General features: G+C 58.8%; 21 protein-coding genes and 1 pseudogene. 14 read left to right on the forward strand and 8 right to left on the reverse strand.

Annotated features, from left to right (window positions below):
- Positions 1 to 43 precede the first annotated feature (43 nt).
- Both EQV90_RS18460 and EQV90_RS18465 read left to right on the forward strand, forming a co-directional pair.
- The gene (locus EQV90_RS18460) at positions 44 to 517 is read left to right on the forward strand and encodes a PAS domain-containing protein (protein WP_010656027.1); all 474 of its coding nucleotides are present in this window, start codon (positions 44 to 46) and stop codon (positions 515 to 517) included.
- Positions 518 to 569: 52 nt separating this feature from the next.
- Positions 570 to 1,178 (forward strand): hypothetical protein, encoded by a 609-nt coding sequence (locus EQV90_RS18465; protein WP_240878529.1) that lies wholly within the window; start codon positions 570 to 572, stop codon positions 1,176 to 1,178.
- 3 nt (positions 1,179 to 1,181) lie between these two features.
- Here the strand turns inward: EQV90_RS18465 and EQV90_RS18470 are convergent, their stop codons facing one another.
- On the reverse strand, positions 1,182 to 2,114 hold the full coding sequence (locus EQV90_RS18470) for a MerR family transcriptional regulator (RefSeq protein ID WP_240878530.1): 933 nt from the start codon (positions 2,112 to 2,114) through the stop codon (positions 1,182 to 1,184).
- A gap of 242 nt (positions 2,115 to 2,356) precedes the next feature.
- Between EQV90_RS18470 and EQV90_RS18475 the strand changes: the two genes are divergently transcribed.
- The 6 genes from EQV90_RS18475 (at position 2,357) to EQV90_RS18500 (ending at position 5,339) form a co-directional block, all read left to right on the forward strand.
- The gene (locus EQV90_RS18475; RefSeq protein ID WP_010656029.1) at positions 2,357 to 2,926 is read left to right on the forward strand and encodes an antibiotic biosynthesis monooxygenase; all 570 of its coding nucleotides are present in this window, start codon (positions 2,357 to 2,359) and stop codon (positions 2,924 to 2,926) included.
- A gap of 94 nt (positions 2,927 to 3,020) precedes the next feature.
- Complete coding sequence (gene folM / locus EQV90_RS18480) at positions 3,021 to 3,731, forward strand: dihydromonapterin reductase (protein ID WP_161717946.1); 711 nt, start codon at positions 3,021 to 3,023, stop codon at positions 3,729 to 3,731.
- A gap of 21 nt (positions 3,732 to 3,752) precedes the next feature.
- Positions 3,753 to 4,313 carry a GTP cyclohydrolase I FolE gene (gene folE / locus EQV90_RS18485; RefSeq protein WP_003439956.1) on the forward strand — a complete coding sequence of 187 codons (561 nt, stop codon included), beginning with the start codon at positions 3,753 to 3,755 and terminating at the stop codon, positions 4,311 to 4,313.
- Entirely contained in the window at positions 4,313 to 4,699 is a 387-nt protein-coding gene (folX, locus tag EQV90_RS18490; protein ID WP_240878531.1) for a dihydroneopterin triphosphate 2'-epimerase, read from the forward strand. The genes folE and folX overlap by 1 nt, the downstream gene beginning before the upstream one ends.
- Before the next feature lie 15 nt (positions 4,700 to 4,714).
- Positions 4,715 to 5,011 (forward strand): DUF1244 domain-containing protein, encoded by a 297-nt coding sequence (locus EQV90_RS18495; protein ID WP_003439952.1) that lies wholly within the window; start codon positions 4,715 to 4,717, stop codon positions 5,009 to 5,011.
- Complete coding sequence (locus EQV90_RS18500) at positions 5,004 to 5,339, forward strand: HopJ type III effector protein (RefSeq protein WP_010656030.1); 336 nt, start codon at positions 5,004 to 5,006, stop codon at positions 5,337 to 5,339. Before EQV90_RS18495 ends, EQV90_RS18500 begins: the two co-directional genes overlap by 8 nt.
- Before the next feature lie 120 nt (positions 5,340 to 5,459).
- Here EQV90_RS18500 and trxB read toward each other — a convergent pair whose 3' ends face one another.
- The gene (gene trxB, locus EQV90_RS18505; protein ID WP_003439949.1) at positions 5,460 to 6,422 is read right to left on the reverse strand and encodes a thioredoxin-disulfide reductase; all 963 of its coding nucleotides are present in this window, start codon (positions 6,420 to 6,422) and stop codon (positions 5,460 to 5,462) included.
- Between the two features lie 311 nt (positions 6,423 to 6,733).
- On the opposite strand from trxB, the gene cysZ reads away from it, so the two are divergent.
- Positions 6,734 to 7,489 carry a sulfate transporter CysZ gene (cysZ, locus tag EQV90_RS18510; protein WP_003439947.1) on the forward strand — a complete coding sequence of 252 codons (756 nt, stop codon included), beginning with the start codon at positions 6,734 to 6,736 and terminating at the stop codon, positions 7,487 to 7,489.
- A gap of 97 nt (positions 7,490 to 7,586) precedes the next feature.
- The gene (locus EQV90_RS18515) at positions 7,587 to 8,780 is read left to right on the forward strand and encodes a glycosyltransferase family 1 protein (RefSeq protein ID WP_240878532.1); all 1,194 of its coding nucleotides are present in this window, start codon (positions 7,587 to 7,589) and stop codon (positions 8,778 to 8,780) included.
- Here the strand turns inward: EQV90_RS18515 and EQV90_RS18520 are convergent.
- Positions 8,777 to 9,259 carry a glutathione peroxidase gene (locus tag EQV90_RS18520; RefSeq protein WP_003439942.1) on the reverse strand — a complete coding sequence of 161 codons (483 nt, stop codon included), beginning with the start codon at positions 9,257 to 9,259 and terminating at the stop codon, positions 8,777 to 8,779. The genes EQV90_RS18515 and EQV90_RS18520 overlap by 4 nt on opposite strands.
- 133 nt (positions 9,260 to 9,392) lie before the next feature.
- Positions 9,393 to 9,878 (reverse strand): peptidylprolyl isomerase, encoded by a 486-nt coding sequence (locus EQV90_RS18525; protein ID WP_003439940.1) that lies wholly within the window; start codon positions 9,876 to 9,878, stop codon positions 9,393 to 9,395.
- Between EQV90_RS18525 and EQV90_RS18530 the strand changes: the two are divergent.
- The 3 genes and pseudogenes from EQV90_RS18530 to EQV90_RS18540 all read left to right on the forward strand — a co-directional run bounded on the left by EQV90_RS18530 (position 9,877) and on the right by EQV90_RS18540 (position 13,251).
- Positions 9,877 to 10,186: pseudogene (locus EQV90_RS18530) on the forward strand (DUF3565 domain-containing protein). The gene EQV90_RS18525 and the pseudogene EQV90_RS18530 overlap by 2 nt on opposite strands.
- A gap of 59 nt (positions 10,187 to 10,245) precedes the next feature.
- Positions 10,246 to 12,345 (forward strand): phosphate acetyltransferase, encoded by a 2,100-nt coding sequence (pta, locus tag EQV90_RS18535; RefSeq protein WP_003439937.1) that lies wholly within the window; start codon positions 10,246 to 10,248, stop codon positions 12,343 to 12,345.
- Positions 12,346 to 13,251, forward strand: coding sequence for an acyltransferase (locus EQV90_RS18540; protein ID WP_003439935.1), 906 nt, complete (start codon positions 12,346 to 12,348; stop codon positions 13,249 to 13,251).
- Between the two features lie 121 nt (positions 13,252 to 13,372).
- Here the strand turns inward: EQV90_RS18540 and cysN are convergent, their stop codons facing one another.
- From cysN to EQV90_RS18555, 3 genes are all read right to left on the reverse strand, one after another.
- The gene (gene cysN, locus EQV90_RS18545; protein WP_003439933.1) at positions 13,373 to 15,271 is read right to left on the reverse strand and encodes a sulfate adenylyltransferase subunit CysN; all 1,899 of its coding nucleotides are present in this window, start codon (positions 15,269 to 15,271) and stop codon (positions 13,373 to 13,375) included.
- 9 nt (positions 15,272 to 15,280) lie between these two features.
- Positions 15,281 to 16,198 (reverse strand): sulfate adenylyltransferase subunit CysD, encoded by a 918-nt coding sequence (cysD, locus tag EQV90_RS18550; protein ID WP_003439932.1) that lies wholly within the window; start codon positions 16,196 to 16,198, stop codon positions 15,281 to 15,283.
- Positions 16,199 to 16,430: 232 nt separating this feature from the next.
- The gene (locus EQV90_RS18555) at positions 16,431 to 17,189 is read right to left on the reverse strand and encodes a Nif3-like dinuclear metal center hexameric protein (RefSeq protein WP_127196056.1); all 759 of its coding nucleotides are present in this window, start codon (positions 17,187 to 17,189) and stop codon (positions 16,431 to 16,433) included.
- A 101-nt stretch (positions 17,190 to 17,290) separates the two neighbouring features.
- On the opposite strand from EQV90_RS18555, the gene algW reads away from it, so the two are divergent.
- A complete protein-coding gene (gene algW, locus EQV90_RS18560; RefSeq protein ID WP_003439928.1) occupies positions 17,291 to 18,448 on the forward strand; it encodes a Do family serine endopeptidase AlgW in 1,158 nt (385 codons plus the stop codon).
- 57 nt (positions 18,449 to 18,505) lie between these two features.
- On the opposite strand, the gene hisC is transcribed toward algW, so the two are convergent.
- A complete protein-coding gene (hisC, locus tag EQV90_RS18565; protein ID WP_003439926.1) occupies positions 18,506 to 19,558 on the reverse strand; it encodes a histidinol-phosphate transaminase in 1,053 nt (350 codons plus the stop codon).
- Between the last annotated feature and the right edge of the window lie 2 nt (positions 19,559 to 19,560).

Below are 19,560 nucleotides of genomic sequence, written 5' to 3' on the forward strand. Positions count from 1 at the left end.
CTTAAAATGCCAGCACTTTGCCGCCCCTCCGGAGAACCCCACGATGATTACTTCCCGCTTGTTGCAACGCATGGTGGACGCGTCCCAGGACGGCATTGTGATTGCCGAACAGGAAGGCGAAGACAACATTCTGATTTACGTGAACAAGGCGTTTGAAACGCTCACCGGTTACAGCAGCGACGATATCTTGTATCAGGACTGTCGCTTTTTGCAGGCTGGTGACCGCGATCAAACCGGCCTGCAATTGATCCGCGATGCCATTGCCAGCGGCCAGCCGACTCGCCAGATACTGCGCAACTATCGCAAGGATGGTGCGCATTTCTGGAACGAGCTGTCGATCACCCCCGTGTTTAACGAGAACGATCAGCTCACCTACTTTATTGGCGTGCAAAAAGATGTCACGGCCCAGGTCAAAGCCCAACAGCGGGTTGCGCAACTGGAAGCCGAACTGGCCGGGGTAAAAGCCGAACTCCAGGCGCTCAAGGCGACGAACGGAGTTAACAAAACACAGATTTGAGGGTCTTAGTCTCACCTGCGCTGATTTGTAACGCTAATTTACGAGCCAGATAATGTCCCACGAGACCCTTCTGACTCAGGACGAGTTGGATTTTATCCAGACGATGCATCAGAACCCGCAGCTCAATCAGCGGGACGCTTCGTCGAGCCTCACGGTTAAAGGGGTCTCGCAAATACGTGATCTGCTCACCCGCCTGGCCGCCTATGAACAAGTCACGATCCAGGCGCAATTTGCCGACCAGCAAATGAGCTTTCCGTTAAGCCTGGTAGAAGACGAGTTCCATGCACAGCATTTGCAGCTGGGAGCGCCGAGCATTTTTGAAGACGGGCCCCTTGGCCGCCCGTGGCGCCTGACCCTGGAAGAACCGGTGGCACTGGAGAATATTCGGGCCAGACCCGGAAACCTGTGGGTCACCCAGGTATCGTTCAAGGGACTGCTGGTGGAGGTGCGCAACAACAGTCAGCCACCGCGTCAGTTTGCCCAATGGTTCAGCCCCGTGGGCTATGAACGGATCGCCGTACGCGGCACGCTGGAGCGCAAGACCGAATCAGGCCTGTATGCCTACCGGCTTGGCCAGCACGATAAAGGCCAGACCGAGCGTCTGCGCCAGTTCATCCTGCAACAGCATCGTCTGGCGCATCCGGCATTTCACAGCTCATAGCCCTCAGCGCCCCTTGAGTTCAGCATCCAGCTGCTGACTCACCCCAGCAGCCTGGCGCCCCAAACAGGCAACCGATGTTCCCTGCAGCGCCTCTTGCGCCGTGTGCACAGCCTCGCCCGCCAAAAACAGCGGACAGTTCAGGCTGGGCGCCAACCGCGTCAGCCGCCGATGGTGCGCGGCGCCCAGGGTACGCTGAGCAAACAGCACAACGGCCTGGGGCCTGATCTTCTCGCAAATCAGCGCAAGCTCGTCCAGTGGCTGCCCTGTCGCCAACACCCTGACCACCCTATCGTGGCGGCTCAGGAGCAAGCCGGCGACCAGCAGCTCCAGCTCATGACACAGCTCCGGCACTGCAACCATCACCACACACTGTGCGGCTTGTGCCGCCTGCATCTGCAGCCGGTGCTGTACCCGTGCGCGCAGGAACCCGTCCAGCATCAGCCATTCACTGGTGCGGCCGAACTCATCCCGCCCCCTGAGCAGTTGCTGCCACAGCGGCAGAAAAATATCCTGGAAAACGGTTTCCGCCGGGTAACCGGAATAAATCTGCCCGTACAGGCGTTCCAGCTCGGGCTCGTTGAATGCACTCAGCGCAGCCCCTGCACGGCATTGCCATTCACGGTGCTCATTGGCGACAGGCTGCAGGCGCTCATGTGCAGAGTCGTTGGCCAGTAACTGCGCGACTTTGCTGACGGCCACCCCGCGCTCCAGCCAGCCCATGACCCGGCGCACTGTCTCAATATCGGTCACGGAGTACAGACGATGCCCGCTTATGGTGCGCGTTGGCTGGATCAGACCGTAGCGCCGCTCCCAGGCGCGCAGGGTCACCGGGTTGATGCCTGTGAGCCGCGCGACTTCCCTGATCGGATACAAGCCTTGCTGTTCAGGGCAATCGGCAGATAACGCTACGGGCTCAAGTTCAGTAATCACGGGCATTGGAGGGCAAGGACCAAGAGGATATGCAGGGGATTCTACGCCTCATCGCGTCATCTGGTGCTCAAACAGGGGCCGGGATTTTCACGATGCTTTGCGGGATCAGACTTGTCAGCGATACAAACCGGCGCAAAAGAGCTCAGGAGGAACAATCCTTGCTTGTTTTCCAGAACACGGCCCACCACCCCGGTGCTGTGTTTTGTGGCTGCCCTACCCGGGCAGCATCAGCCTTCTGGAGATACACAATGTCTACCACTCCTGTCACCTTGCTGGTTGCACGCCGTGTCGCTGAAGGCCGCTATCAGGAATTGATCGCCTGGCTGCATGAGGGTGAGCAATTGGCCACAGACTTTCCCGGCTACCTGGGCTCCGGCGTTCTGGCCCCGCCTGCGGGCGATGACGAGTTTCAGATCATTTTTCGCTTTGCCGACGAAGCCACCCTCCACGCCTGGGAACACTCGGTCTCGCGCAAGGCCTGGTTGCTGCGTGGCAGTGACCTGTTTGCCCATCCTTCAGAGCGCCGCGTGAAGGGTATCGATGGCTGGTTCGGTGCCAGCGGTCAGCGCCCGCCCCGCTGGAAGCAAGCGGTGGCCATCTGGCTGGCTTTCTTTCCGGTGTCACTGCTGTTCAACTTTGTACTGGGCCCGGTGCTGGGCGAGCTGAGTTTGCTGCCACGCATATTTGTCAGCACCCTGGCCCTGACCCCGCTGATGGTGTTCTGGTTTATTCCACTCTCAACCCACTTGCTGGCCAACTGGCTTCACAGCCTTCCAAACAAGCCGCCGGCCGGCGCAATCGCATCCCATCGCAGCTAAACCCGGATTCGGGCTTGGCCGTTACGTCGCGGACGCTGGTATAGTTTTGCTACTACGCCGCGACAGTTTCCGGCCTTACCTCACCGAGTCCGTCATGCCCTCTCCTTCTGCACCGATTCTGATCACTGGCGCTGGCCAGCGCATTGGTTTGCATTGCGCCAGGCAACTGCTGGCGGACGGTCATGGGGTGATCATCACCTACCGCAGTGAAAAACCCGGCGTACAAGCCTTGCGCGAACTGGGCGCCACGACGCTGTTTGCCGACTTTTCAAACGAAGAAGGTATTCTCGATTTTATCCAGCGCCTGAAAAGCCACACTGACTCGCTGCGGGCCATCGTCCATAATGCCTCGGCCTGGCTTGTGGATACCGTCGACGACCAGACCGCTGCCTTCACGCAGATGTTCAGCGTGCACATGCTCGCACCCTACCTGATCAACCTGCACTGCACTGAACTGCTGGAGCGCTCGACTCCGGCGGACATTGTGCATATCAGCGACGATGTCACCCGCAAGGGCAGCAGCAAGCATATTGCCTATTGCGCGACCAAGGCCGGGCTCGACAGCCTGACCCTGTCATTCGCCGCTAAACTGGCGCCACGCATCAAAGTCAACGGCATTGCCCCGGCCTTGCTGATGTTCAACCCGGACGATGACGCGGCGTACCGCGCCAGCACCCTGGCCAAGTCGGCGCTGGGGTTTGAACCCGGCGCCGAGGTGATTTATCAGAGCCTGCGCTACCTGCTGGATAACCCGTATGTGACCGGCACCACCTTGACCGTCAATGGCGGCCGGCATCTCAAATAGCCGTCCCCGAGGAAGTACTTCATGAGCGCAACACTGCCTGAGCAATATCGCGAGATCCTCATCGGTCTCGGTGAAAACCCTGACCGCGAAGGCTTGCTCGACACCCCAGAACGCGCAGCAAAAGCCATGCAGTACCTGTGTCATGGTTACGAACAAAGCGTTGAAACCATCGTCAATGGCGCCCTGTTTGCCTCGGACAGCGATGAAATGGTGATCGTCTCCGACATCGAGCTGTATTCGCTGTGCGAGCATCATTTGCTGCCGTTCATTGGCAAGGCGCATGTGGCCTATATCCCGACCGGCAAAGTGCTGGGCCTGTCGAAAATTGCCCGCATCGTCGACATGTTCGCCCGCCGCCTGCAAATCCAGGAAAACCTGACCCGGGAAATCGCCGATGCCATTCAGGACATTACCCAGGCCGCCGGTGTTGCCGTGGTGATTGAAGCCCGGCACATGTGCATGATGATGCGCGGCGTAGAAAAACAGAACTCAACCATGAACACCTCGGTCATGCTCGGCGCATTTCGCGAATCCAGCACCCGCATGGAGTTCCTGCAATTGATAGGACGGAGCAAGTCTTAATGCCACAACTTCAGCCAGGAATGGCCCGCATCCGCGTCAAAGACCTGTGTCTGCGCACGTACATCGGGATCAACGAGGAAGAAATCCTCAACAAGCAGGATGTATTGATCAACCTCACCATCCTCTATGCCGCCCAGCAAGCCGTGCGTGACAACGATATCGATCACGCCCTCAATTACCGGACCATCACCAAAGCGGTGATCCAGCATGTCGAAGACAATCGCTTCGCCCTGCTTGAGCGTCTGACCCAGGAACTGCTGGATCTGGTCATGTCCAATGGCGCCGTTCTGTACGCCGAAGTCGAAGTCGACAAGCCGCACGCGTTGCGCTTCGCCGAATCGGTTTCAATTACGCTGGCGGCAAGCCGCCAGGCACCCACCCTTTAAATGTCGGTGAATCCCATGACGCCCCAAGAACGCCTTGAACTCGAAGCCGCCGCCTTTCGTCGCCTGGTTGCGCACCTGGACAGCCGCAAGGACGTGCAGAACATTGACCTGATGAACCTCTCGGGTTTTTGCCGTAATTGCCTGTCCAAGTGGTACAAGGCAGCGGCGGACGAGCGTCAGATCGACCTCAGCCTCGATGACGCCCGTGAAGTGGTGTACGGCATGCCTTATGCCGAGTGGAAATCCCAATACCAGAAAGAAGCCAGCGCCGAACAGGCTGCGGCCTTCGCTACAGGAAAAAAGCATGACTGATTTGAATACCCTGCGCGCCAGCCTCAACAGCGGCGAGCACCTGTTCGCCGATACCCTGGCGTTTATCGCAGCGCACTACGATTACCAGCCACAAGCCTTCACCAATGGCGGTGTAGAGAACGCGGCCGGGCAGAATGAGGGCTCGTGCAAAACACTGGGTCTGGCCCTGCTGGAAGGCCTGAGCGATAAAGAAGCACTGCTGGCTTTCGGCGAGCACTATCGCTCGGTGGTGGCGACTCCAGACGGCACGGACCACAGCAACATCCGCGGGTTGATCGCCCATGGCCTGGCCGGGGTTGAATTCACCGCCCCGCCGTTGACCCTGTAGGAGCGAGCTTGCTCGCGAGCTCTTCTTTGCTGCTCTGAAAATCTCGCGAGCAAGCTCGCTCCTACAATTTGCCGCACACAAAAAAACCGGCCGAAGCCGGTTTTTTTATGTCGCAAACTGTCAGAACTGCGCGTTCTGCAGGCCGTCCAGGTAGCGCTCGGCGTCCAGTGCAGCCATGCAGCCCGCACCTGCCGAAGTGATGGCCTGACGGTAGACGTGGTCAGCCACGTCGCCGGCCGCAAACACACCTTCGATGCTGGTGGCAGTAGCGTTGCCTTCACGGCCGCCCTGCACAACCATGTAGCCATCCTTGAGTTCCAGCTGGCCTTCAAACAACGAGGTGTTCGGCGTGTGGCCGATGGCAATGAAGACGCCGTCGACTTTCAACTCGTCAAAGCTGCCATCGTTGTTTTTCAGGCGCGCACCGGTCACACCCATGTTGTCACCCAGCACTTCGTCCAGGGTGGCGTTGAGCTTGAGCTCGATCTTGCCTTCAGCCACACGTGCGTGCAGCTTGTCGATCAGGATCTTCTCGGCGCGGAATGTTTCGCGACGGTGAACCAGAGTCACCTTGCTGGCGATGTTGGCCAGGTACAGCGCCTCTTCAACAGCGGTGTTGCCACCGCCAACCACAGCCACAGGCTTGTTGCGGTAGAAGAAACCGTCACAGGTGGCACAGGCGGAAACGCCTTTGCCCATGAACGCTTCTTCAGACGGCAGACCCAGGTAACGGGCGCTGGCGCCTGTTGCAATGATCAACGCATCGCAGGTGTAAACACCGCTGTCGCCGGTAAGGCTGAACGGTTTGTTTTTCAGATCAACGGCGTTGATATGATCAAACACGATCTCGGTTTCAAAACGCTCGGCGTGTTCGCGCATGCGTTCCATCAAGACCGGACCGGTCAGGCCATGAACATCCCCTGGCCAGTTATCGACTTCGGTGGTGGTGGTCAGTTGACCGCCAGCCTGCATGCCCGTGATCAGCAGTGGTTTGAGGTTGGCGCGGGCCGCGTAGACCGCGGCGCTGTAACCGGCAGGGCCGGAACCCAGAATAATCACACGCGAATGACGTACTTCAGACATGACTCACTCCTATGACCGCCCGTGTCGAAACCGGGTCGGAACGCCGATTGACCGGCTGGAATAAAAAGAAATCGCAAACCTGCTCAGGCAACGCCTGAAACACGCAGATCCTGAAAAATATAGGTGCAGCGTATAGAGGCCGCAGAGAGTAAGGAAATACGCAATAACAATCCAGCTCATAGCTGGTCTCTATGTAGTCAAATAGATGCCTGGACGTCTTTGTTACAGCAATTGTCGATTCTTACGCAAGACTTTCGCCCTACAGATAAAGCCGTTAAGGTCGCCCGGTTTTCCACTGCTCGGAGCACACTATGCCCGCACCCGTTCTCTCTGGCCCACAGTACTTGCGTGAAGGCCTCAAGTTGGTCCTCAGCCCTGGCCTGCGCCTGTTCGTGCTGTTGCCACTGCTGATCAATCTGGTGCTGTTCGTCGGGCTGATTTATTTCGCCGGGCACCAGTTCAGCCTGTGGGTCGATGCCCTGATGCCGTCGCTGCCCCACTGGCTCAGCTTCCTCAACTATTTATTGTGGCCGCTGTTCGTGGTGCTGGTGGCGTTGATGGTGTTTTTCACCTTCACCATGCTCGCCAATATCATTGCTGCCCCTTTCAACGGTTTTCTCTCGGAAAAAGTCGAAGCTGTGGTGCGCGGGGTGGATAACTCGCCGCCTTTTAGCTGGGGCGAACTGATCGCCATGGTGCCACGCACCCTGGCCCGTGAAATGCGCAAGCTGGGCTATTTTCTGCCGCGGGCGATTGCCCTGCTGATCCTGTCGTTTATTCCGGTGCTCAATTTGGTAGCCGCGCCCCTGTGGCTGATTTTCGGGGTCTGGATGATGGCCATCCAGTACATCGACTACCCGGCGGACAACCACAAGCTTGGGTGGAATGAGATGCTCGCCTGGCTGCGTGAAAAGCGCTGGCAGAGCCTGAGCTTTGGCGGGATCGTGTATCTGGTGCTGCTGATTCCGGTGGTCAACATTCTGATGATGCCGGCCGCTGTAGCAGGCGCGACCCTGTTCTGGGTGCGTGAGCGGGGCGACGAAGCACTGGCCAGAACCAGAGCCTGATCACTGCAGGGGCCTCGCAATGCTCTGACGCGAGGCACCTGCAGCTATTATTTTTGCCCGCGTCATAAATCCAACATGGCGCTGACATATTGTCGACATGGCTGTACCTGACACTGAGGTCATGACAACAGCCCTGCACATAGCCCTGATCACTGAAACCTTCCCGCCCGAAATCAATGGAGTGGCCAATACCCTCAGCCATTTGAGTGACGGCTTGCGTGCGCGCAATCATCTCGTGGAAATGGTGCGCCCGCGCCAGACCGAGGATGCCAACCAGCGCAGTACCCCGACGCTGATGCTGTGTCGGGGTTGGCCTTTGCCGGGATATCCGGGTCTGCAATGGGGCATGACGTCGACCCACAGGCTGACCAGACGCTGGCAGCAACAGCGCCCGGATGTGGTGTACATCGCGACTGAAGGGCCATTGGGATTGTGCGCATTGCGTGTTGCCCGACGCCTGGGCATCGCGGTGGTCAGCGGTTTTCACACCAACTTTCAACAGTACTTCAACCAATATGGTTTGACCTTCTTCAGCCGCGCCCTGACCCGCTATCTGCGCTGGTTCCATAACCGCTCCAGCCTGACCCTGGTGCCCAGTGCCAGCCAGCGCCTGGAACTGACGCGCAGACATTTCGAGCGGCTGGAGTTACTCGCCCGCGGCGTCGACAGTCAGCTGTTCAGTCCGTCCAGACGACAAATGTCTTTGCGCCAAAGTTGGGGCCTGAGGGAAAACGATATTGCGCTACTACATGTCGGGCGCCTGGCACCGGAAAAAAACCTCGGAGCCCTCAAACGTTGCCTTGATGCATTGCAAGCACGCTATCCGGCACGGCGCTTCAAGTTGATTGTGGTCGGTGACGGACAAAAGCGGGCTGCTCTCGAGGCATCGTTGCCCGAGGCGGTTTTTTGCGGGGTGCAGTGCGCAGAAGCCCTGGCCAACCATTACGCCAGCGCAGATGTGTTTTTATTTCCAAGCCTTTCCGAGACCTTTGGCAACGTGGTGCTTGAAGCCCAGGCCTCGGGGCTGGGGGTCGTGGCCTATGACGAGGCCGCTGCCGGCCAGCATATTCGCCATGGCTATAACGGCGTGCTGGCCATGCCGGGTGATGAGTATGCCTGGCTTGAAGCCGCCTGCTGGCTGCTCGAAGACCCGGAAACCCTGCGCACCATTCGTCTCAATGCCCGCCGGCATGCCAGCCGTCAAAGCTGGCAGGGCATCATCGAGCAGTTCGAAGGCCATTTGCTGCGGGCTGCCCGGGGCTGCACCGGCGCCGTCGAGGTGCCGGTTTAGGACAGGGCTTTTTCAATCGCCTGAATAACCGTCGCATCGTCCGGTGCGGTACGCGGTGAAAAGCGTTCGAGCACGCGGCCGTCCGGCCCCACCAGAAATTTCTCGAAGTTCCAGCTGATGTCACCCGGGAACTCTGCCCCTTCGCCGGCCAGCAAGCGATACAGCTGATGACGCTCCGGACCGTTTACGTCCAGCTTGGCGCTCAGTTCGAAAGTCACGCCATAGTTCAGGCTGCAAAATTCGCGGATTTGCTCTTCAGTGCCCGGTTCTTGCCCGGCGAACTGGTTGCAGGGCACGCCAAGCACCCTGAAGCCCCTGGCCTTGTACTGCTGATAAAGGTTTTCCAGCGCGGCATATTGCGGGGTCAATCCACATTTCGAGGCAACGTTCACCACCAGTACAACCTGGTCTTTGAAGGTTTCCAGGAGCAGCGGCTTGCCGTCCAGTGCGTGGAGATTAAGTTCGTGAAAAGCGCTCATGACAAACTCCTGAATTCCCGGGCCATGTATAAACAATCGCCTGAAGTGCCGATTGCCATATTCTTCAAAAAGCAAAAAGGCGCCCGTAGGCGCCTTTTTCTGGCTAGCTCGCAATTGAGCGTAGCAGCAGTGATCAGTGCTGATGACCGCCTTCACCGTGCACGTGACCGTGAGCAACTTCTTCTTCGCTCGCGTCACGTACTGCAACAACCTTGACCTTGAAGGTCAGGCGCTGGCCTGCCAACGGGTGGTTGCCGTCTACAGTTACGTCGTCACCGTCCAGATCACGGATAGTCACGATCTGCATCTGACCGTCCGGCGCGGAAGCGTGGAACTGCATGCCCACTTCCAGTGTGTCTACGCCTTCGAACATGCTGGCGCTCAAGGTGCTGACCAGTTCGGCAGAGTACTCGCCGTAAGCGTCTTCAGGTTCAACGGTCACTGTCAGTTCTTCACCAACGGCCTTGCCGTCAAGCGCCTTTTCCAGACCCGGAATGATGTTACCTGCGCCTTGCAGGTAAACCAGCGGTGCACCGCCGGCAGAGCTATCGATGACATCACCATCGTCGTTGGTCAGGGTATATTCGATGGAGACAGCCTTGTTGGCGGCGATCGTCATGGGGCGAGACCTTTTGCAAAAAAATAAGTGAGTTCGCAAGTCTAACCAAGCAATCGCCCGAAAGCGAATACAACAAAGACCAACGGATAACTTTGAAAACTTCAACGATCATTGGCTGGCGTCAAGATGAAGAGCAGCACTGGGTCGCAGTGTTGTCATGTGGCCATACCCAGCACCTTCGTCACCAGCCACCCTGGCAATCCAGGCCCTGGGTCCTTGACCCGCAGCAACGCCAGAAAAAAATAGGTCAGCCCTTTACCTGTGGCTGGTGTGCTCAAGACGCAGATAGCGCTAATCTTGGCAATTGATTCAGGCACCCGTCCCGCACATCGGACGCTGCCCTGCACTGCCACGTCAGGAAGCTCGCATGCAAACTTTCTTTATTGCCCCCACTGATTTCGGTGTGGGCCTGACATCTATTAGCCTCGGACTGGTTCGCACGCTGGAGCGCGCGGGGTTGAAAGTCGGCTTTTTCAAGCCGATTGCCCAGCCGCATCCGGGTGATATCGGCCCTGAGCGCTCGACCGAACTGATCGCCCGCACCCACGGTCTCAAGCCGCCAACCCCTTTGGGACTGGCCCATGTGGAACGCATGCTGGGTGACGGCCAACTGGATGAACTGCTCGAAGAAATCATCAGCCTTTATCAAGAAGCAGCCATTGGTAAAGATGTACTGATCGTTGAAGGCATGGTGCCCACCCGCACCGCCAGTTACGCCGCACGGGTCAACCTGCACCTGGCCAAGAGCCTGGATGCCGAGGTGATTCTGGTGTCGGCCCCGGAAAACGAAGTGCTGACCGAGCTCTCCGGCCGGGTTGAATTGCAGGCACAGTTGTTTGGTGGCCCCAAAGATCCGAAAGTGCTCGGCGTGATCCTCAACAAGGTGCGCACCGACGAAAGCATGGAAGTTTTTTCGGCGCGCCTCAAAGAGCACTCGCCGTTGCTGCGCAGTGGCGATTTCAGACTGCTGGGCTGCATTCCTTACCAACCCGAACTCAACGCGCCACGCACCCGCGACGTGGCCGACCTGCTGGGTGCCCAGGTGCTGAATGCCGGGGACTACGAAACCCGGCGCATGTCGAAAATCATTCTGTGCGCCCGCACCGTACTCAACACCTTGCAACTGCTCAAACCCGGGGTGCTGGTGGTTACCCCCGGCGATCGCGATGACATTATTCTGGCTGTCAGCCTGGCGGCCATGAATGGCGTGCCGCTGGCCGGTCTGCTGCTGACCAGCGACACCAAGCCCGACCCGCGCCTTATGGAACTGTGCCGTGGCGCGCTGCAGGCCGGGCTGCCGGTGCTGTCAGTGAGTACAGGGTCCTATGACACGGCGAACCAGCTCAACCAGCTGAACAAGGAAATCCCGATTGATGACCGCGAGCGCGCGCAAATCATCACCGATTTTGTTGCCGGCCATCTGGACGCCAACTGGCTGCATCAACGCTGCGGCACCCCGCGGGAAATGCGCCTGACCCCGGCGGTGTTCCGCTATCAACTGATCCAGCGGGCCCAGCAAGCCAACAAGCGCATCGTCCTGCCCGAGGGCAGCGAGCCATTGACCGTGCAGGCGGCTGCCATTTGCCATGCCCGCGGAATTGCCCGCTGCGTATTGCTGGCCAAACCTGAAGAGGTTCTGGCAGTGGCCAAGGCCCACGGTTTCGAGCTGCCTGAAGGGCTGGAGATTCTGGACCCGGACCTGATTCGCGGGCGTTACGTCGAACCGATGGTGGCGCTGCGTAAAACCAAAAGCATCAATGCGCCGATGGCCGAGCAACAGCTGGAGGACACCGTGGTGATCGGCACCATGATGCTGGCCCTGGACGAAGTGGACGGGCTGGTTTCCGGGGTTATTCACTCGACCGCCAACACCATCCGCCCGGCCCTGCAACTGATCAAGACGGCACCGGGCTGCACCCTGGTGTCATCGGTGTTCTTCATGCTGTTTCCCGAACAAGTGCTGGTATATGGCGACTGCGTGATGAACCCGCATCCGTCCGCCAGTGAACTGGCCGAAATTGCCTTGCAAAGCGCCGACTCGGCCGCCGCCTTCGGTATCACCCCGCGGGTGGCAATGATCAGCTACTCCAGCGGCGAATCGGCCAGTGGCGAAGAGGTCGAAAAAGTACGCGAAGCCACCCTGCTGGCCCATGAGGCCCAGCATTCATTGCTGATCGACGGGCCTCTGCAATATGACGCCGCTGCCAATGAAGCGGTCGCCAGACAACTGGCCCCCGACAGCAAAGTGGCGGGCCGGGCGACGGTCTTTGTGTTCCCTGACCTGAACACCGGCAACACCACGCACAAGGCGGTACAGCGCAGCGCCGATTGCGTCAGCCTTGGGCCTATGCTGCAAGGTCTGCGCAAACCGGTAAATGATCTGCCTCGCGGCGCGCAAGTCGACGACATTGTCTACACCATCGCCCTCACGGCGATTCAAGCCGCCAACCGACCTATGGATGTGTAAATGCTGGATTTCCTGCCTGCGCCGTTACGCGGCGTCATCGCTTCATTGCTACTGGCGATCAACACTATCCTGTGTTGCACGCCGCTGTTCGTAGTTGCCATTTTCAAGCTGTGCCTGCCATTCCCGGCAGCGCAGCGTGTGACCGACGAGTTGATGCGCCGGATCCACGAAGCCTGGGTCAGCAACAATTCGCGCTGGATGGATTTACTGCGCAAGACCCGCTGGCACATCGAAGGCCTTGAGGGGCTGGACTACCAGCACTCCTACCTGATCACCAGCAACCACCAGAGCTGGGTTGACATCATGGTGCTGCAGTACGTGCTCAACAAACGTATTCGTCCGCTCAAGTTCTTCCTCAAGCAGGAGCTGATCTGGGTCCCGGTGATCGGTCTGGCGTGGTGGGCTCTGGGCTTCCCGTTCATGAAGCGCTACACCAAGGCTTACCTGGACAAACACCCGGAGAAAAAAGGCGCGGACCTGGCCACCACCCGTAAAACCTGCGCCAAGTTTAAAAACCAGTCGGTAGCGATTTTCAATTTCGTTGAAGGCACACGCTTTACCGAGGCCAAACACGCGCAGCAGAACTCCCCGTTTCGCTACCTGCTCAAGCCCAAGGCCGGCGGCATTGCCTTTGTCCTGGATGCGATGGGCGAACAGCTGCAATCGATCATCAACGTGACGATCCACTACCCAGGCGGCAGACCGGGTTATTGGGATCTGCTGTGCGGCAACGTGCGGGAGGTGGTGGTGGATTTCGAAGAGCTGAGAATCCCGGCCGGGTTTATCGGTAAAAACTACGACCAGGACCCTGAGTACAAGCGGGCGTTTCAGAGCTGGATCAATACCTTGTGGGAAAACAAGGACCGGCTGCTGGACGAGTTGCATCGCAAATACCCCGGCGCCTGAGCTATCCCCTTGCTCGCGTGCCTGGAATAGATCGCGAGCAAGCTCGTTCCTGCAGAGGGGAAATACACGCGCATAAAAAAGCCCGCCACCGAGTACTCGGTGGCGGGCTTTTTCGTACGGCTTAGATAGCGCCGTGTTTGCGCAACAGTTCCAGTACCAGCTTCACACTTTCATCCAGCGACAGCGATTGCGTATTGACCACCAGATCGGCATTCAACGGCACGTCATACGGGAAAGATTCTCCCGGGATGTTATCGCCACCGGCTGCATACAGCCCTTGCGGGTCACGCTCGGCACATACGGCCGGAGATGCCTGCACATAGACGGTCAGCAGGCGATCATCACCGATCAGTGCCTTGGACTCTTCACGGCCCAGGGCATCCGGAGCCACGAACGCGGCCAGGGTCAACAAACCGGCTTCATTGAACTGACGCGCCACATGGGCAGCACGACGCCAGTTCTCGGTACGCCCGGCACGATCCTGGGGCAAGCCCTTGTTCAGGTCGTGGCGCAGGTTCTGGCCATCCAGTACGAACACTGCACGCCCCATATCGAACAGCTTGCGCTCAACGGCGTAGGCCAGGGTGCTTTTGCCCGCCCCGGAGAGACCGCTGAACAGCACGGTGGCCGGTTGCTGGCCAAAACGCTGGGCCCGCTCCTCGGTGGTCACATGGGCCAGTTCACCATGATGGGTCGCGCTGCCATGGCTCTGCGGCTGGGCGACAATCATGCCCGCGCCGACGGTGCCGTTGGTCAGGCGATCGATAATAATGAATGAGCCCGTGGTGCGGTTGCTGGCATAGCCATCCAGCGCAATCGGTGCATCGAGGCTGATCCTGACCTTACCGATCTCGTTCAGCTGCAAGGCACTGGCCGGGCCTTCTTCCAGGGTGTTTACATCGACCTTGTTGACGATGCTGGCGATCGAACCCGGCACATAGCTGGTGGCACGCTTGATGTCGTATTTCTTGCCCGGCAACATCGGCTCTTCAGCCATCCACACCAGCATGGCCTCAAAGTTGTCGGTCACCAGCGGCTGGTTGTCGGCATGCACCAACAGGTCGCCACGGGAGATGTCGATCTCGTCTTCCATGGTCAGCGTCACCGCCTGACCCGGACCGGCGTGTTCCAGTTCACCTTCAAAGGTGACGATGGATTTGACCCGGCTGCTCTTGCCCGACGGCAGCACCACAATTTCGTCGCCCTTGCGCACGATGCCGCTGGCCAGCGTACCGGCAAAGCCACGGAAGTTCAGGTTGGGACGGTTCACGTACTGCACCGGGAAGCGCAGGTCGGTGAGGTTGCGATCGGCCGCCACTTCAACGGTTTCAAGAATTTCCATCAGCGACTGGCCGGTGTACCACGGCGAGCGCTCGCTTTTGTTCACCACGTTGTCGCCCTTGAGGGCAGACATCGGCACAAAGTGCATGCTGGTGGGCTTCATCTGCAAGCCTTCGGCGAACTTCAGATAATCGGCCTTGATCGACTCGAAAACACCCTGATCGAAGTCCTTGAGGTCCATCTTGTTGATGGCCACCACGATGTGTTTGATGCCCAGCAACGAAGCGATGAAGCTGTGGCGACGGGTCTGGGTCTGCACGCCGTAACGGGCATCCACCAGAATGATCGCCAGGTCACAGGTCGAAGCACCGGTGGCCATGTTGCGGGTGTACTGCTCATGGCCCGGGGTGTCGGCAATGATGAATTTACGCTTGGCGGTCGAGAAATAACGGTACGCCACGTCAATGGTGATGCCCTGCTCGCGCTCGGCTTGCAGACCGTCCACCAGCAGCGCCAGGTCGATGTCGTCACCGGTGGTGCCGCTCTTTTTCGAGTCACGGGTGATGGCTTCCAGGTGATCTTCGTAGATCATCTTGGAGTCGTGCAGCAGGCGCCCGATGAGGGTGCTCTTGCCGTCGTCGACGTTGCCGCAGGTCAGAAAGCGCAACATCTCTTTGCGCTCGTGCTGGCCCAGGTAGGCGAGGATGTCCTCGCTGATCAAATCAGATACATGCGACATGACAACCCCTTAGAAATAACCCTGACGTTTTTTATCTTCCATCGAGCCGGCACCATCGTGATCGATGACTCGGCCCTGGCGCTCGGAAGTTCGGGTCAGGAGCATTTCCTGGATGATGTCGGTCAGGGTTTCAGCCTCGGACTCCACCGCGCCGGTCAGCGGGTAGCAGCCAAGCGTACGGAAACGGACCTTTTTCTTGACGATGCGAGCCTTGTCTTCGTCAGACAGGTGCTCAAGGATGCGCTCGTCGTCGATCATGATCAGGGTGCCGTTCTTCTCGATCACATCGCGTTCGGCCGCGAAGTACAGGGGCACAATAGGAATGCCTTCGAGATAGATGTACTGCCAGATATCGAGTTCGGTCCAGTTCGACAACGGGAACACGCGAATCGATTCGCCCTTGTTGACGTTGCCGTTGTAAACGTTCCACAACTCGGGGCGCTGGTTTTTCGGATCCCAGCGGTGCTTGCTGTCGCGGAAAGAGTACACGCGCTCTTTGGCACGGGACTTTTCTTCGTCGCGGCGCGCGCCACCAAAGGCGGCATCAAAACCGTATTTGTCCAGCGCCTGCTTGAGACCCTCGGTCTTCATGATATCGGTGTGCTTGGCGCTGCCGTGGGTGAAGGGGTTGATCCCTTGCGCCACGCCGTCCGGGTTGACGTGAGTGATCAGGTCCAGGCCCAGCTCGGCAACCATCTTGTCGCGAAAGCGGTACATCTCCTGGAATTTCCACTGGGTGTCGACATGCATCACCGGAAACGGCAGCTTGCCAGGGAAAAACGCCTTGCGTGCAAGGTGCAACATCACGGCAGAATCTTTACCGATCGAGTACAGCATTACCGGGTTATCGAACTCGGCTGCCACCTCGCGGATGATGTGGATGCTTTCCGCCTCCAGCTGTTTCAGGTGCGTCAGTTTGTCGACCATGGCTACTCACGAAAGCTATCTTATGAACGGCCTGCGGGCCGTGTTCGAGGGGAGAATCCTAGCACAGCGCTCTCTTCTATTGAGGGCGCCAACTAGATCGAAACGGTCTAAGAATAGATCGACGAGTTTGCCTCTTTACCTCTGTTGGAGCGAGCCTGCCTCGCGATGTTTTGATCTTGAAAGCTCGCGGCCAATCGAGTGCCGACCGGCTGCTCCCCAGAGGGCATAAGGGTTAAATCGGGTTCGGACAGTCGATGAACAAATGTTCAAGGGCAAAGCGGCGGGCCAGGTAGTCACCCAGGGCTTGCACACCATAACGCTCGGTGGCGTGATGGCCGGCAGCAATGAAACTGATGTCGTTTTCCCGGGCACTGTGGAAAGTTTGCTCCGACGCTTCGCCGCTCAGGTACAGATCAACCCCGGCCAGTACCGCCTGATCGATGTAACCCTGACCGCCACCGGTACACCAGCCTACGCGGCGAATCATTGCACTGCCTTCAATCAGCAACGGCTCACGACCCAGGGCTTCTTGCACGCGGCGGGCAAAATCACGGGCCGTCACCGGCTCGGCCAAAGAACCCACCAACCCCACCACTTTGGCGTTGTTCGGGTCCAGCGGCCCTTCAACAGTGATGTCCAGCTGCCGCGCCAGTTGCACGTTATTGCCAACTTCGGGGTGCAGGTCGAGGGGCAGGTGATACGCCAGCAGGCTGATATCGTGTTTGAGCAAGGTTTTGAGGCGGCGCTGCTTCATCCCGGTGATGCAGGGGTCTTCGCCCTTCCAGAAGTAACCGTGGTGCACCAGCACCAGATCGGCCTGGGCCTCGACTGCCGCATCCAGCAACGCCTGGCTGGCGGTCACGCCGCTGACGATTCGCAACACCTGTGGCCGGCCCTCGACCTGCAGCCCGTTGGGGCAGTAATCGCTGATTGCAGCGCAGTTCAGGTAACGATTTGCTTCTTCTACCAGTGTGCTCAGGGCAACAGCCATAAAAGACTCCTAAATATAGCGTTCAGAGGCGTTCGGCCCTCGTATAATGGCCGCCATTATGGGCCGTCAAGATGGCTCTGCAACCTTCAGGACTGAGTTCAATGTTTAAGGCTTTGCGTTATTCCGGCTGGCCACTACTGGCGGGCGTGCTTGTCGCCATGCTGATTATTCAGCGCTACCCGCAGTGGGTCGGGTTGCCGAGCCAGGACGTCAATCTGCAGCAGGCCCCGCAAACCACTTACGTGCAGCAGGGCCCGGTCACCTATGCCGACGCCGTGACCCGCGCGGCGCCCGCTGTGGCCAACCTGTACACCACCAAGGTGGTGAACAAAAACGCCAAGCCCCTGTTCGAAGATCCGCAGTTCCGGCACTTCTTCGGCAATAACGCGCCCAAGCAAAAACGCATGGAGTCCAGCCTGGGTTCGGCGGTCATCATGAGCCCCGAGGGCTATTTGCTGACCAACAACCACGTGGTAACGGGCGCCGACCAGATTGTGGTGGCACTCAAGGACGGCCGCGAAACATTGGCCCGGGTGATTGGCAGCGATCCGGAAACAGACCTGGCGGTTCTCAAGATCGATTTGAAAAACCTGCCGGCGATCACCATCGGCCGCTCGGACACCCTGCGCATTGGTGACATCGCCCTGGCGATCGGTAACCCGTTCGGGGTCGGCCAGACCACTACCATGGGCATCATCAGTGCCACCGGCCGCAATCAGTTGGGGCTGAACAACTATGAAGACTTCATTCAGACGGACGCCGCGATCAACCCCGGCAACTCCGGTGGCGCACTGGTGGATGCCAATGGCAACCTGACCGGCATCAACACTGCAATCTTCTCCAAGTCCGGCGGTTCACAAGGCATAGGCTTTGCGATCCCGATCAACCTGGCGATGGAAGTCATGAAGTCGATCATCGAACACGGGCAAGTGATTCGGGGCTGGCTGGGGATTGAGGTGCAGCCGTTGACTGCTGAGCTGGCCGAGTCCTTTGGCCTGGCCGGACGCACGGGGATTGTGGTGGCGGGGATTTTCCGTGACGGCCCGGCGCAGAAAGCCGGCCTGCAACTGGGCGATGTGATCTTGAGCATTGACGGTGCACCGGCCAGCGACGGCCGCCGCTCAATGAATCAAGTGGCGCGCATCAAGCCTTCGGACAAGGTGTCGATAGTCGTCATGCGCAATGGCAAAGAGATCAAGCTCACCGCCGAGGTTGGCCTGCGTCCACCGCAAGAGCAGCCGCCGCAGCAAGAGGAATAACCTGCAGGAGCGAGCCTGCCCGCGATCTTTTAAAAGCTCGCGAGCAGGAGAGCAGGTTTACAGGTCGGACAAGCCTTCAATCAACGCCGCATTCTGCTCCGGCGTGCCGATAGTGATGCGCAAGAACTGGGCGATGCGCAGTTGCTTGAAGTGACGCACTATCACCCCCTGCTCCCGCAATTTTGCCGCCAGCGCGGCCGCATCATGCTCCGGGTGACGGGCGAAGATGAAGTTCGCCGCCGATGGCAGCACCTCGAACCCCAGCGCCTGTAGCTGCCCGACCACTTGCTCGCGACTGTCGATCACGACTTTGCAGGTGTGCTCGAAATACTCACGGTCTTCGAACGCCGCCGCCGCACCGGCAATCGCCATGCGATCCAGCGGGTAGGAGTTGAAGCTGTTTTTGATCCGCTCCAGCGCCTCGATCAGGTCGGGATGCCCCACCGCCAGCCCTACACGCAAACCGGCCAGCGAGCGGGACTTGGACAGGGTTTGCGTCACCAGCAGGTTCGGGTAGCGGTCGACCAGGCTGATGGCCGTCTCGCCGCCAAAGTCGATATAGGCCTCATCCACGACCACCACGGAATCCGGGCTGGCCTTGAGTATTTGCTCAATGGCATCCAGCGCCAGCAGGCAGCCGGTCGGAGCATTGGGGTTGGGGAAGATGATGCCGCCATTGGGCCTGGCGTAATCCGCAGGCTGGATCTGGAACTGTTGATCCAGCGGTACCGCGTCGAACTCTATGCCATACAGGCCGCAGTAAACCGGATAGAAGCTGTAGCTGATGTCCGGGAACAACAGCGGCTTGTCGTGCTGAAACAAACCGTTGAAAACATGGGCCAGCACTTCGTCAGAGCCGTTACCCACAAACACCTGGCCGGTCTGCACGCCGTAATACTCGGCAACCGCCTGTTTGAGCAGGTCACTGTTCGGGTCCGGGTACAGGCGCAGGTTGTCGTTTATCTGCGCCTGCATCGCTGTCAGCGCTTTTGGCGAAGGGCCGTAGGGGTTTTCATTGGTGTTGAGCTTGACCAGTCTGGCCAGCTTAGGTTGTTCGCCCGGCACGTAAGGCACCAGTTCTTTAACGAACGGACTCCAGAATTTACTCATGC

The sequence above is a fragment of the Pseudomonas sp. TMW22089 genome (genome assembly GCF_022496645.1).
In the GTDB taxonomy this organism is placed as follows: Bacteria; Pseudomonadota; Gammaproteobacteria; order Pseudomonadales; family Pseudomonadaceae; genus Aquipseudomonas; species Aquipseudomonas paraversuta.